The sequence below is a fragment of the Paenibacillus liaoningensis genome (assembly GCF_059609455.1).
Window position 1 is genome coordinate 1 of record NZ_JCAALU010000038.1, and the last position, 13,315, is coordinate 13,315.

Genomic DNA, 13,315 nt, shown 5'->3' on the forward strand with positions numbered 1-13,315 from the left:
TAGCGTGCGCGTTGTTCTTTATTAATAACCGTCCTCGAAAGTGTCTAGGATGGAAAACCGCACACGAAGCTTTTCAGGTTGAAGTGTCGCACTTGGCTTGACAATCTGTCTTATAAATATAATTTGAGCCTGATTTTGCTCCTACAACTGGAATAACTAATATAAAAACTATTATTAAGCAAATAAACAAAAAGGCTGATTTTCTTAGCATCATTTTTCTCCTACATTCTAAAATTCGTAATCTTTCAAATGTTTCACTCTACCTTGGTAGTTATTAAATTTCCGTTCTCGTCATAATAGTATCTAATCACTTGATTGTCCGGCAAGCTAATTTGAACTAATCTTCCATTATCATCATATTGATAGGTTGTTAATTGTTGAATAATTATATCATCTATGGAGAGTGCACCCATCCCATGAATTCCCCAGAACAAATAGTAATTATCTTGACTCCCCGTTGTGAAGGTTACCGTTTTCATTCCTTTGGTGCCTGTGACATCGTTCCATATGGTCCAGCCTTTCATTTCAGTATTATCCATTCCCCGGGCACTAAAATAAAAATAACGTTTATTATCATTAGGCTGCATATCTACTGCTTTATAAGCAAAGCTCACGGTGTAGGTCGTATTGCGCTGAAATTTCACTTTGTTAGTATCCGTGCTTGCGAAGTCTTTTCCTCCATAGGCTGTAGTATTACTTAAGAATGCAGAGTATGACCCGCTGACTACTTTTGCAGGATCGCTAGTAATTATTCCGGAAACCGGAAAAAAGTTAGTTGCGCTGTAAGATCCTTGCTCAAAGGATTCACTAACTTTTTCAATTTTGATATCATCCAACGATAGAGCCCCGCCCTGATGTATCCCCCAGATTAAATAGTAGTTTGCTTTACTGCCTGTTGTGAACGTAACCGTCTTCTTGCCTTTGTTTCCCGTAGAATCCTTCCAAGTCATCCATCCCTTATCTTCCAAATTATCAGTACTTCTAGCCAAAAAGTAGAAAAAACGATCGTTATCTGAAGCATCCATATCTATAGATTTATAGGAAAATGTCACTGTATACGTTGTATTTCCTTCAAACTTGAATTTATCAGAATCAGTATAGGAGAATTCTTTCCATACCTCATCTATCTGTGATTTAAGATAGGCGGAATATTGTCCAGTAATTACTTTCGCAGGATCATTTGTAATGATGCCGCCATGACCCGCAGTAAAAATTGTATTAGTATAAGTACCTCTTTCGAAAGATTCATTCATCTTAGTAATCTCTATATCATCTAGTGAGAGTGCTCCTCCTTTATAGATACCCCAAATTAAATAGTAATTTTCTTTATTTCCCGTGGTAAACGTTACTGTTTTACTACCTTTATTCCCACTGACTTCGTTCCATGTTGTCCATCCCTTATCTTCTTTATTATCCTTACTCCTTGCCAGAAAATAAAAACTGCGATCTGCTCCTGCTGCCTCCATATCAATCGACTTATAAGAAAAGGTAATTTTATATTTAGTGTTTTTTTCAAATTTGACTTTATTCGTGTCTGTATATGAGAATTCCTTCCAGTCTTCCGTCCGCTTTGAGCTGAGATACGCTGAGTATTGTCCACTCACTACTTGGGCTGGATCATTTGTAATTACACCATCGCCTGCCAAAAAATTAGTGGAGGCAAAAGAACCGTATTCGAAAGATTCGCTGCCAGCAGAAGTTGTTTTTACAATCTGAATATCATCAATGGAAAGTGCTCCTCCGGCGTGGATCCCCCATATTAAATAGTAATTCTCTTTATTTCCTGTTGTAAAAGTCATCGTTCTGATCCCGCTATTCCCGGCTTCGTCCGTCCAAGAGGTATAACCTTTGTCCTCCTGAGTATCATGATCAGTGCTTCGAGCTAGAAAGTAGAAAAAACGATTAGCATCTGAGGGATTCATCTCGATTGTTTTATAGGAGAAAGTAACCGAATAGGTTGTATTCTTCTCGAATTTAATTTTATTCGAATCTGTATAATTAAATTCTTTCCAGACTTCTGATGGAGGAGAGCTTAATAAAGCTGAGTATCTCCCATTTACTACTTTTTGCGGATCACTGGTGATCGTCCCATAGATCGGAATGTAGCTGGTACCAGCATAAGCCCCACTCTCGAATGTTTCTCTAGGGGTAATAATATTTTCTGCTGCAAATGCTTTACTCTGACTAATACTTAGAATAAAAATAAAAAAGACGGTCTGTAGCAAATAAATTAGTAATTTAGTTCTTTTCAATACGTTCACTCTCCTGAGGTTGTTTAGATAATCTAAAGACAATTAGCAAATACTCCATTATTACTGTTTTGAAATTTAAACTCTTTGAGGAAAGATAGCCTTTTTCGAGTGATTCGGCTAACTCCCTCTCTACATACCAAATTATTTAGAGCGACATATAAGAGTTCTAACTTATGGAAACAATAACTTCCTCAACAATCATAAGTCACCTTCTCATCTTTTGAAATGGTGGTATTTTGTCGAATAATAGGTTTTATTGTCGATTCAATAAAAAAATTTGATAGAATATTAATTGATTTATAGAGATACTGCAAATAGCCTCATTTTCTAATATTTTTGCAACTACATTGGTTGAATAAAAACTAAAATAGTATCTTTAAACTTATTAATACAATATTATTATCTGAATTTTCATGACCTTCTCTCAAAATGGTAAGGGAGCACAAAAAAGCCCGCTCCACAAATTCATGGACTGGGCAATTTCTACTATGTCATGTCTATCTACCAACTAGCCTACTACTTCAACCCAAAAGCCTGCTCCAGCTCCGCAATCCTCGACTGCTCCATATGCACAATAGGGCCAATGTTTTTCGCTGAAATGGTCGCTTTCGCGCTGTATTCGGCGACTTCCAGGCGGTCGAAGGCATTCAGCAGACTTTGCCCGGTGACGATGACGCAGTCATTTTCGGCAATGACGATGGGCGTGTTCTCCTGAAAAAGCTGCGCCGCCGCCTGCGGCTTCGTATACAAATCCCCATGAGGAAGCTTAGGAATATTCCGCAGCAAAATATAGCTTTCCGGAATCGTCCGCGAATCCAGCAGCTCCTCTGTCACCGCAAACGCCATAATATTAGGCGGATGCGCAATAATAACCGAGTTCACATGAGGCTGCGTCTCATAAATATGCTGATGAAACTGTACCGAGCGGCTTGGCACCTTGCCCGCCTCTTTCTTCCCGCCGTCAATCCGCACGAGATCCGCCGGCTCCACATATTTACGGTCCTGATCATACGGTGTAATAATGAAGGAATTTTCACCGACCCGATGGGAAAAGGTGCCCTGCGTGCTCGTAAACAGCCGCTGATCGTAAGAACGCTTAATGAGCTTGCACATCTCCCGACGTGCTTCCTTCTCCTCACTGCTGTAAAAATCCGGTACAAACTCCTCCAGCAGCACCTCGCGCATATCCGCCAGCTGTTCGCCCCACAGCGATACTGGCGTCCCAATCCGGTTCGCCTGAATCTCCATCCGCGCACAATATTCCAGCGTCTCGAATCTTTGAAAAGCTTCAAATAAATCGCGGCCGCCTACAACGACACCGTGATTTTCCAGCATAATCGTGTTCAGCCCTTCGCTGAATACGTCCGCTATATTTTCACCCAGCTCCGCGCTTCCCGGCAAGCCGTATTTCGCCATGCCTACCTCGCCACAGATCAAATAGTCATTCGGCAGCAGACGGACATTAGGCACTTTACGCACCATGCTGAATGCCACAAGCGCCGGAGGATGTGCATGAACAACCGCCCGAATGTCCGGCCTTCTGCGATAAATCATCTGATGAAACGGGTATTCGCTCGATGGTCGGTGATTGCCCGCGATTGTACCGTCCGCCTTCACACAAACGATGTCCTGCCGCGTCAGCTCCCCCTTGTCGATGCCCGCAGGCGTAATCCAAAGATCGCCGTTATCGTCCAAAATCGATAAATTGCCGCCTGAAGTCGTCGTCATGCCATAACCGTAAATGCGCTCCATCATCATGACCAGCTGATCGGAAGGATGTAATAAAGTAAATTCCATGTGGATGTCCCCCTTTTTTCGCATTCAATATCTTTGTTTATATTGTATTACTTTTGTTTGTTTTTGAAAGTGACTTTTCTTACATTTCTTTTAACCTTTTCGCGCAAAAATAAAGCGGCGTCCAGCAGCGTTTGCTCTTGCTCTGCACGTCAAAAAAAAGAATGCATAAGGTCCATGACCTTGAAGCATTCCCTTTTTCAATCTATATAAGTCAAACGATCGCCAATTGCAAACTACAGCTTGCGCTCTCGCCTGCGGGCAACGCCCGAAGCATAAGCTGCTTCAATGACTGCCTCTTTGACGCGATCTGCCACATGCGGATTGAATATGCTCGGTATGATGTAATATTCATTCAGCTCGTCCTCGGTAACAACCGCAGCAATCGCTTGGGCAGCAGCAAGCTTCATTTCCTCTGTCACCCGTGAAGCCCGGCAGTCTAATACGCCGCGGAACAATCCGGGAAAGCATAATACATTATTGATCTGATTCGGGTAATCCGACCGTCCCGTCGCAATGACGCGCACAAGGCCTTCCACTTCCTCTGGCGTTATTTCCGGTGTTGGATTCGCCATCGCGAACACAATGGCATCCTTCGCCATTTTGCGAACATCCTCCGCCTTCAGCACGCCCGGCCCTGATACGCCGATAAAAATATCTGCGCCCGCAATGACTTCGCTCAGCTTGCCCTGCTCCCGGCTTGGATTCGTATGCTCCGCATACCATCTCCATGCTTCATGCTCGTAGCTGCTGCCAGCGACAAGTGCGCCATCACGGTCAACCCCGATGATGTTCCGCACACCTGCCGCGAGCAAAATCTTCGTGCAGGCAATTCCTGCTGCGCCAACGCCGCATAGCACGATCTTGCAATCTGCAAGCTGCTTGCCTGCCAGCTTGACCGCATTAATAAGGCCTGCAAGCAGCACCACCGCTGTGCCATGCTGATCATCGTGGAACACCGGAATGTCCAGTTCCTCAATAAGACGCCTTTCAATTTCAAAGCAGCGCGGCGACGAAATATCCTCAAGATTAATACCGCCGAATGTAGGGGCAATGCGTTTAATCGTCGCAATAATCTCTTCCGTATCCTGTGTATCAAGACAGATCGGAAAAGCATCAACTCCTGCGAGCTGCTTGAACAGCATCGCCTTGCCCTCCATGACCGGCATCGCCGCGAGCGGCCCGATATTGCCGAGCCCTAATACGGCGGTTCCGTCCGATACGACGGCTATCGTATTTCTTTTTATCGTGAGCGAGTGGGCCCGCTTCGGGCTTTCATGTATCGCCATGCAAATATTGGCGACGCCCGGCGTGTATACCCGTGACAGATCATCGCGCGTTTTAATCGTCATTTTTGGCGTGACTTCGATTTTGCCGCCCAGATGCATAAGAAAGGTCTGGTCCGATACTTGAAGCACCTTTACGCCTGGCGACTTATTTAATACGCTTACAATTAGCTCTTTGCGCTGCGTATCCGTAATATTCACCGTCACATCGCGAATCGTTGATGTTTTGCTTGTCCCGCTGACGTCAACCGCTACAATGTCGCCGCCCGCTTCGCCAATTGCCGTAGCAATCCGCCCGAAGGTTGACGTTTCCTTGTCCATTTCCAAACGCAATACGATATTCGTGCTTCCCGTTGCCGGCACTGCCACCCTGACCACACTCCCATCAAACGCTTGAGCGCTTGCTATTTGCCTTCATGTTAACGGTTACATGAAAACGTGGGAAGCTTTTGGCCATATTGTTGATTTTGGTCATTTTGGTCTTTGCTGCAATACGTAGCGATTGATCGGGCGTCCTACCCCGCCATAGTTGATTTCCAGCTTCACATAACCGCTCTTCTCCAAAAAATCCAAGTAGCGCCTTGCCGTAACTCTGGCAATGCCGATGCCCTCGGCTGCTTCCTCCGCCGAAACCCCGCCCTCCAAGCGATGCATGGCCTCGACAATTTGCCGCAATGTGGCCGCATTCAGCCCTTTCGGCAGGCTGCTTTGCTGACCATCCAGCCCAGCAAATGAGGCTTGTCCTGCTGGCCCAGTTTCCTGCTCCCCATAACCCAGCTTCTGTCCTTGCGCCCAGTTTTCCCCACTGAGCAGCATGCGATCCAGCTCATCCTGAGTCACGGCCTTTTCTGCTGCCAACAAGCTTTCGTGGCGATCGCGGTAACGCTCTAGTGTCTGGCGAATCCGCTCCAGCTTGAACGGCTTAATAATATAATCCATCGCGCCTCCCCGCAGCATTTCGCGAATCGTCTCCGGATCCTTCGCCGCCGTTACCACAATAACATCAACGGGCATTGCCGCTGAGCGCAGCTCTCGCAGCGCAGCCATTCCGTCCAGCGCTGGCATAAAAACATCAAGAAACACCAGATCTGGCGCAAGCTCACGAATGAGACGCAAGCCTTCTTCTCCGTTCCCCGCAATGCCTACAACCTGAAAGCCGTCTACTTGCTCGACAAACTGGCGGTTAACCTCCTGCACCATGGGATCATCTTCGATTAGCACCACTTTAAAAAAACGTCCGTCCTGCGCCTTGTCCTTGTTCTCCATCTTCACGTTCATCCGCCAGCTCCTCCCATCGGAAATGTTAGCTCTATAGCCGTGCCGCTTCCTAGCTCCGACTGAATGCGCAGCTCCCCATCGCCCTTATCGACGATACTGCCTACCAAATACAGCCCAATGCCGCGATTATCGCTGCCTTTCGTCGTAAAGCCCCGCTCCAGCACACGCGACTGCACCTCTCCCGTCATGCCGCAGCCATTGTCTTCAACTAGAATGGACAGCAGCTCTTCATTCTGCTCCATACTAACATAAATTTCCTTATTTGTTCGATCGGCTTTTGCCAGCGCGTCAAAAGCATTTTCAATCAAATTGCCGATAAGCAGCACCATATCATGCTGATCCAGCATAATGGGAAACTGCTTTACCTCCATATGAGGATCAAGCTTGACCTGAATGCCCAGCTCCTTGCCCCGGCTGATTTTGCCAAGCAGCAGGCCTGCCAGGCTGTCATTCGCAATATGCTGATGCAGAAACTGCGTCAGTTCCTCCTGCTCACCGGAAATATCGTACACGTATTGCAGTGCCTGTTCCTTTTTATCCAGTTGAAGCAGTCCCGCAATTGTATGCAGCTTGTTGCTATGCTCATGATTTTGCACCCGCAGCGCATCGACGAACTCCTGCACACCCGTCAATTCCTCTGCCATACGGGCCACCTCGGTCCGATCTTGAAAAATCGCGATGGCCCCGATCATTTTCCCCTGCTCACGAATCGGAATGCGGTTGCTCCAAATGAGCGCATTGCCGACTCGCAGCTCCTGATTGAACACGGGACGCTCCAGCTCCATAATTTCCGGCAGCCGCGTATCCGGCAGCACTTCCCGGATTGACAAGCCCACTACGTCGCGGGATACACTGAAAATCTGCTTTGCCCGCTCATTAAAAATCGTAATTCGTTCAAGGCGGTCAATCGCAATGACCCCTTCATGCATCGCCTGAAAAGCCGCCGTGCGTTCCCCATACATGCGGGCAATTTCATGCGGCTCCAAATTGTACATTTGCCGCTTAATGTGGCGGGCAAGCAGCGCTGACCCGAAAATCCCAAACAATAAAGCGATCAGCAGCGTAAGCGCAATCGAGCTTTTCTGCTCCTCAATAAGCTTCGCCAGCCCAGGCAGCAGCCCGCCGGCCACGACGACGCCTACCTGCTCATGCGCCTCATTCATAATCGGGACATAAGCGCGCAGCGCAACGCCCGCCTCCCCTTTCAGCTTGGACATATACGTGTGCTCGGCAAACGCCGCGTCCGCATCCGCCGATTCAAACCTGCCGCCGATCCTCGCCGCCAATGGATGCGAAAGCCTCATCCGGTTCATGTCCAGCACGACGACATACGCCACATTGTTGATGATGCGGATATTGTCCGCCACAGGCGCAATCCAGCTTGCGCTATCCGGTTCATTGATCTGATTTTTAATGCTCGGCAGCTCGGCAACGGTGCGGGCCGTAATCAGCAGCCGCTGCTTAAGCTCGTCCTCCTTCATGCGGGTGACGCTCCCAATGACGACAGTGCCACCGATAAGCAGCGAGAGGAGAACGAGTCCAAACGATAGCAAAATCATTTTCCAATAAATTCGCAGGCGGCTAAGCATCGCTTCTCCTCCGTATTTTACGTTTTTTCTCTATTGTGAAATAATGAGGGTAAAATAGCAACTGCGGCAAACGCTGCTAAACTAGCCAAAGGGAGGTAGTTCAAAAATGAAAACCGCAATCGGTATGATCAGCTTTATTGCTGTTGGTTTGCTGGCGGCCATTTTGTTCGGCTTTCGTCCCGAGGCGACTCGTTCCCTGCCCTTTGATGATGAACAGACGGGACTGAAAGAGCGAATCGTCATTAAATTCAGCCATGTGGTCGCGGAAAATACACCGAAAGGGCTGGCGGCAAGCCATTTCGCCAAGCTCGTGAAAGAAAAGACCGATGACGCCGTCGAAATTCAAGTATTTCCGAACGGCATGCTGTATACCGAGGATACGGAGGTAGCGGCACTCAAACGTGGTGATATCCAAATGATTGCACCTGCCTACTCCAATCTCAGCGTCATTGACCCCGCTTGGCTCATTATGGACCTGCCGTTTGCTTTCGCTGATCAGCATGCCGTCGATTCGGCGCTTGATGGCACATTAGGCGAGCTTTTATTTACCTCAATGGAGCGGCATCATATCAAGGGTGTTGCCTTCTGGAGCAACGGCTTTAAGCAAATGACCGACAGCGTCCGTCCACTGCGGGTTCCCGAGGATTTTAAAGGGCTGAATTTTCGCATATTGCCAAGCGACGTGCTGGTCAGCCAGTTTCAGGCACTAGGTGCCACTACAAGCAAAATTCCCTTCAACGAAGTATTTGCAAGCTTAAAGAAAGGCACTGTAGATGGACAGGAAAATACGATTTCCAACATTTTTACGAAGCAGCTTTACCAGACCCAGCATTATATGACGATTAGCAATCATGGCTATCTCGGCTATGGCGTCATGTTTAACGAAAGCTTCTGGGACGGGCTCCCCCCGGGCATTCAGGCCGAGTTGCAGAGCGCGCTTGCAGAAACAACCGAGTGGATGAAGCAAAATACAGCAGCCATGCAGGAGCAGCAGCTTCGCCAGCTCAAGCCATTGAAGGATATTGATATTCATACGCTAACCCCGCAGGAGCGTGAGCAATGGGTACAGGCTTTTCTGCCGATTTATGACCAATACCGCGAGATTATCGGGGAACCGCTGATGAATGAAATCGCGCGACCAAAATAACCAAAACGAACAATATGACCGTATGCTTGTGACAGGGGCTCTCCTTCTTTTACAATGAGGACGCAAACGAAACTAAAGCGTTTTCATTTTGATAAAAGAAAGTGGGGACCTCCTCATGAAGCTGAAATTCAACCTGAAAAACCTAACCGTCCAAGTCGTGTGTGCTATCGTTGTTGGTATTTTATTCGGCCATTTCTTCCCGGAGTTTGGCGAGAAAATGAAAGTGCTTGCTGATGGATTTATTAAGCTGATCAAAATGGTTATTGCGCCCATCGTCTTTTTCACCGTCGTAAACGGCATTGCCAATATGGGCGATATGAAAAAAGTCGGCCGCATCGGCGGCAAAGCGCTGCTCTATTTTGAAATTGTGACGACGGTTGCGCTTGCGATCGGTCTCCTCGTCGTCAATATCGTGAAGCCGGGCGCAGGCATTGATGCCAGCAAGGCGAGCGGCGACATTACGAAGTACACCGACGCAGCTGCCCAGTCCAGCCACAGCATGGTTGATTTTATTCTCGGCATTATTCCGGATAACGTCATTTCGGCCATGGCTGGCGGTGACTTGCTGCCAATTCTCCTATTCGCAATTTTGTTCGGCTTGTCGCTAACGGCGATGGGCGAGTCGGCAAAACCCGTAATCCAGCTGTTTGACAAGCTGTCGCATGGCTTTTTCGGCATCGTCAATATGATTATGAAGCTTTCGCCGCTTGCGGCTTTCGGCGCTATGTCATACACAATCGGCAAGTTCGGCATTGGCTCGCTGACCTCGCTGGGCAAGCTGATGGGCTCCGTCTATATTACGATGGCGCTGTTCATTATTATTGTGCTTGGCTCGATTGCCCGTTTTTATGGCTTTAGCATTTTCAGCTTTATCCGTTATATCAAGGATGAAATCTTCCTCGTGCTTGGCACTTCATCCTCCGAATCGGCGCTGCCGCGCATGATGGATAAGCTTGAAAAATACGGCTGCTCCAAGCCGGTCGTCGGGCTCGTCGTTCCAACCGGCTACTCGTTCAACCTTGACGGTACGGCGATTTATTTGTCCATGGCCGCAATGTTCGTCGCCCAAGCCTCCGGCGTTGAGATGTCGCTGTGGCAGCAAATTACGCTGCTCGGCATACTGATGCTAACGTCTAAGGGAGCCGCAGGCGTTACGGGCTCCGGTTTTATTACGCTGGCAGCAACGCTTGCCGCATTCCCGAGCATTCCCGTCGCTGGCATGGCGCTGCTGCTCGGCGTTGACCGCTTCATGTCCGAAGCCCGTGCCATCACGAACCTGATCGGCAACGGCGTCGCAACCGTCGTCGTCGCCAAAATGGAAAATGAATTTCATCCAGGCGGCGCGCCGGAAGCGCCTGTAGCCGCGAAAGTTGAGCCTACTACTGCAAGCACAAGTCTCGCTGGTAAGTTGGTGAAGCCTGCTGCGGAGCAGTCTTAAGCTGGTCCCCAACTAACTTGCTCACAAAAGCATAAAAAAGCGCAGCGTCCTGCAAATACAGGGAAACTGCGCTTTTTTTAGATAGTAGAAACAATCAATATACATATAGCTCGGTTTATCATTTCAATTTCATATTCATGTTGCTGGAAAATCCAATCTGTTCATTATTTTATGATCAAGATCATTTCTAGATATTCTTCACCAAGTTCATCTAATGGGCCAAAAATAAACCTTGCTCCGTTTATAGAATACTCATCTTCTATAACGTCGTAGACTAACTCCCTAGAATAAATTCGTTTTAATTCCGTAAGCGTTGAGCCTAATCCAATTCCGTTAGATAGCTTACCACTGAAATTCTTTTCAACAGAGATGCAGATAAGTTCCTCTTGATCAATTGAAAACCATAATGTAATGGATTCAGATTCATAAGCAATATAATCATGATAAGTAACGATGGAATATTGAAATTCAACATAGGAATCGACTATAGCTTTATGATTCCCTAATTGAAACGGTCCAATTCCAACTTTGGGGTATGTATCATAATGCAAATAGTAATTCAAACTGAACATCATCTAACCTCCCCAATATGTGCTAACCTCTCTTCAAATTCATGGCGGATTGTCAATCTAAGTGCGACACTTCAACCCTAAAAGCTTCGTATGGTGTTTTCCATCCCAGACATTTTCGTAGTCGATTATTCAGGAGAAACAAAGCGCACGTTAAGTCCTCTTCTGAAACATCTACAAAACCAAAGCCTTTGGCAAACACTCTCTTAGCAGTCAGTCTGCATTTTCATTTGTACTTCGCTGCTAGGATGAATACGGATCAGCAAAATAAATCTTTATGCCTTGTAGAGCGGTTAAGCGCTCTACAAGGCATACGCTCTAGCCGACCATCCCAATTGATGCAGCAATTCTAGCTGACTTCGCTCTCTTGTGGTAAGATGTTGATAGCTCATGGCTGATACTCCTGTGTAGGGTTTATGTGGTAACTTCATCCTCCACCCCTCCCCAAGACAATATTGAAACTTCAAACCGTATTTTTAATTTTGCTAAATCGTTTAAAACACTGGGCTGTAATTCAAAATACATTTGAGCCAAATCAGATTGTAGATATAACCGAATACAAATATTTTCGAAGGATGTTTCGGAGATATATTTTTCAGATTGCTGTAACTCTGAAACAAGTTTATGCAGAATAGTGTTTGGAGACTCGTTATTTTCAATTTCTATCTTATAACTCCAAACGTCCTTAGGTGCTTTGTATTTTGTCTTGTTGATAGTTTGTCCTTTGAACGTATAATTTGATGGATTGATATTCAATCCTTCGGAAATACTTTCTTTGTTTAGGTTCTCGCCTCTAATTATTAATGAGCAAGCTCCAGAAATAAAACTCAATAGTTACACCCTCCTTATTTTTCGACAAATTGTCTAGCTATCTCCTGAAGTTCTTTCCATGTGAAGTTATCATCCCCACGTTTTCCAACTTCACCTTTCAGATTCAATCGTGAGAAAAGATGAAATATCGAGCAATTCTATGCAATAAATCGAATAAGAAGTGCAGTATCTGATATTATAAACAAAAAGAAACCACACGGAGCTTACACTCGCATGTGGTCGGATTATTTCATGTGAAATTATCTTAGAATATTATAATCAAACACATAATAATGAGAGTGGTAATTTAGCTGAATGTCATTCTATCGATTTCCATATTACCATATACTCTAAAAACCTTTCACCCTGTTCATTTTTTAATGAAAAGCAAAATGTAAGACCTTGCATATTATATTCGTTTTCCATTGAATCATACTCTAAATCTACTATATCTAAATCCTCTAAATCCATTAATGTTGAACCTATGCAAATCTTACTTAAGTATTTCCCTTTATAATCACCAAATACAGTTATCGTTGATAATTCTCCCGTTTTTTTCGATACAAAGAAGTGAATATTATCTATATCTATATTTATTGTATTCGAGCTCTCTGATATGACATAAGGAGATTCAATCACTTCAAGTAATTCCTCCAAACTACTCCCCAATTTATACTTCCCTACTCGCTCGCCTGCAACTATGTCACCGAAATTAACATTCATATTCCCCGACCTTTACTATAAGTATTATTTAACTGCAATGCTGACCGTCATAAGGATGGCTGTATAAAAATGACGAGTAGTATTCGCATTATCGTAGCTATTTCTCCAGTCCGCCATAGTCCCAAATGCCTTCTGTGCGGCGGCAGTCGGAGCAATTGAAACATGTCCGTTACCATCAAAAACGACGCTAAATAACCCCGTTGCAGTAATAGCTTCTGCAGTAGATACCCAACCAGGCAACATCATATTAGTCGACCAAGATAATGCCTTATCATCCTTACCTTTTGCTTGCAATACTCCTTTCCTCATTTTCAGAACATCTGGATCGGCTACACTTAGTTGGACAATAAAAATGAGGGCTTGTAGAATAAACCTATCATCCTAAGGAGCGGATCTCTACAATGCCAAAACAACGACGCACGTTTACAG

Annotated in this window: 11 protein-coding genes and 1 pseudogene; 3 read left to right on the plus strand and 9 right to left on the minus strand. The window is 45.8% G+C overall.

Annotation, left to right across the window (positions count from 1 at the left end; genetic code table 11):
• Positions 1 to 101 (plus strand): annotated as a pseudogene (locus AC6B99_RS33030) (IS30 family transposase); the annotation flags it as partial.
• Between the two features lie 153 nt (positions 102 to 254).
• Here the strand turns inward: AC6B99_RS33030 and AC6B99_RS33035 are convergent.
• The 5 genes from AC6B99_RS33035 to AC6B99_RS33055 all read right to left on the minus strand — a co-directional run bounded on the left by AC6B99_RS33035 (position 255) and on the right by AC6B99_RS33055 (position 8,199).
• Positions 255 to 2,252, minus strand: coding sequence for an RHS repeat protein (locus AC6B99_RS33035; RefSeq protein ID WP_496665145.1), 1,998 nt, complete (start codon positions 2,250 to 2,252; stop codon positions 255 to 257).
• Positions 2,253 to 2,768: 516 nt separating this feature from the next.
• A complete protein-coding gene (locus AC6B99_RS33040; RefSeq protein WP_496665146.1) occupies positions 2,769 to 4,049 on the minus strand; it encodes a class II aldolase/adducin family protein in 1,281 nt (426 codons plus the stop codon).
• A gap of 233 nt (positions 4,050 to 4,282) precedes the next feature.
• The gene (locus tag AC6B99_RS33045; RefSeq protein WP_494862951.1) at positions 4,283 to 5,701 is read right to left on the minus strand and encodes a malic enzyme-like NAD(P)-binding protein; all 1,419 of its coding nucleotides are present in this window, start codon (positions 5,699 to 5,701) and stop codon (positions 4,283 to 4,285) included.
• 102 nt (positions 5,702 to 5,803) lie between these two features.
• Entirely contained in the window at positions 5,804 to 6,610 is an 807-nt protein-coding gene (locus tag AC6B99_RS33050) for a response regulator (protein WP_496665147.1), read from the minus strand.
• Complete coding sequence (locus tag AC6B99_RS33055) at positions 6,607 to 8,199, minus strand: ATP-binding protein (protein ID WP_496665148.1); 1,593 nt, start codon at positions 8,197 to 8,199, stop codon at positions 6,607 to 6,609. The genes AC6B99_RS33050 and AC6B99_RS33055 overlap by 4 nt, the downstream gene beginning before the upstream one ends.
• Positions 8,200 to 8,305: 106 nt before the next feature.
• On the opposite strand from AC6B99_RS33055, the gene AC6B99_RS33060 reads away from it, so the two are divergent.
• Together AC6B99_RS33060 and AC6B99_RS33065 are read left to right on the plus strand one after the other, a co-directional pair.
• Positions 8,306 to 9,346, plus strand: a complete 1,041-nt coding sequence (locus AC6B99_RS33060; protein ID WP_496665149.1) for a DctP family TRAP transporter solute-binding subunit — start codon at positions 8,306 to 8,308, stop codon at positions 9,344 to 9,346.
• Positions 9,347 to 9,461: 115 nt separating this feature from the next.
• Positions 9,462 to 10,784: a C4-dicarboxylate transporter DctA gene (locus AC6B99_RS33065; protein ID WP_494862959.1), complete on the plus strand. Its 1,323-nt coding sequence runs from the start codon at positions 9,462 to 9,464 to the stop codon at positions 10,782 to 10,784.
• Between the two features lie 164 nt (positions 10,785 to 10,948).
• On the opposite strand, the gene AC6B99_RS33070 is transcribed toward AC6B99_RS33065, so the two are convergent.
• The 4 genes from AC6B99_RS33070 to AC6B99_RS33085 form a co-directional block, all read right to left on the minus strand.
• Positions 10,949 to 11,359 carry a hypothetical protein gene (locus tag AC6B99_RS33070; protein ID WP_494862961.1) on the minus strand — a complete coding sequence of 137 codons (411 nt, stop codon included), beginning with the start codon at positions 11,357 to 11,359 and terminating at the stop codon, positions 10,949 to 10,951.
• Positions 11,360 to 11,767: 408 nt separating this feature from the next.
• Positions 11,768 to 12,184 carry a DUF4279 domain-containing protein gene (locus AC6B99_RS33075; RefSeq protein ID WP_494862963.1) on the minus strand — a complete coding sequence of 139 codons (417 nt, stop codon included), beginning with the start codon at positions 12,182 to 12,184 and terminating at the stop codon, positions 11,768 to 11,770.
• Positions 12,185 to 12,481: 297 nt separating this feature from the next.
• Complete coding sequence (locus tag AC6B99_RS33080) at positions 12,482 to 12,886, minus strand: hypothetical protein (RefSeq protein ID WP_494862965.1); 405 nt, start codon at positions 12,884 to 12,886, stop codon at positions 12,482 to 12,484.
• Between the two features lie 24 nt (positions 12,887 to 12,910).
• Positions 12,911 to 13,180, minus strand: a complete 270-nt coding sequence (locus AC6B99_RS33085) for a hypothetical protein (protein ID WP_496665150.1) — start codon at positions 13,178 to 13,180, stop codon at positions 12,911 to 12,913.
• Positions 13,181 to 13,315: the final 135 nt, after the last annotated feature.

What these genes read in the sequence shown, in the direction of transcription:
- AC6B99_RS33040 (WP_496665146.1), bottom strand. Translation starts at nt 4,049, where the DNA reads ATGGAATTTACTTTATTACATCCTTCCGATCAGCTGGTCATGATGATG.
- AC6B99_RS33050 (WP_496665147.1), bottom strand. Translation starts at nt 6,610, where the DNA reads ATGAACGTGAAGATGGAGAACAAGGACAAGGCGCAGGACGGACGTTTT.
- AC6B99_RS33055 (WP_496665148.1), bottom strand. Translation starts at nt 8,199, where the DNA reads ATGCTTAGCCGCCTGCGAATTTATTGGAAAATGATTTTGCTATCGTTT.
- AC6B99_RS33060 (WP_496665149.1), top strand. Translation starts at nt 8,306, where the DNA reads ATGAAAACCGCAATCGGTATGATCAGCTTTATTGCTGTTGGTTTGCTG.
- AC6B99_RS33065 (WP_494862959.1), top strand. Translation starts at nt 9,462, where the DNA reads ATGAAGCTGAAATTCAACCTGAAAAACCTAACCGTCCAAGTCGTGTGT.
- AC6B99_RS33070 (WP_494862961.1), bottom strand. Translation starts at nt 11,359, where the DNA reads ATGATGTTCAGTTTGAATTACTATTTGCATTATGATACATACCCCAAA.
- AC6B99_RS33080 (WP_494862965.1), bottom strand. Translation starts at nt 12,886, where the DNA reads ATGAATGTTAATTTCGGTGACATAGTTGCAGGCGAGCGAGTAGGGAAG.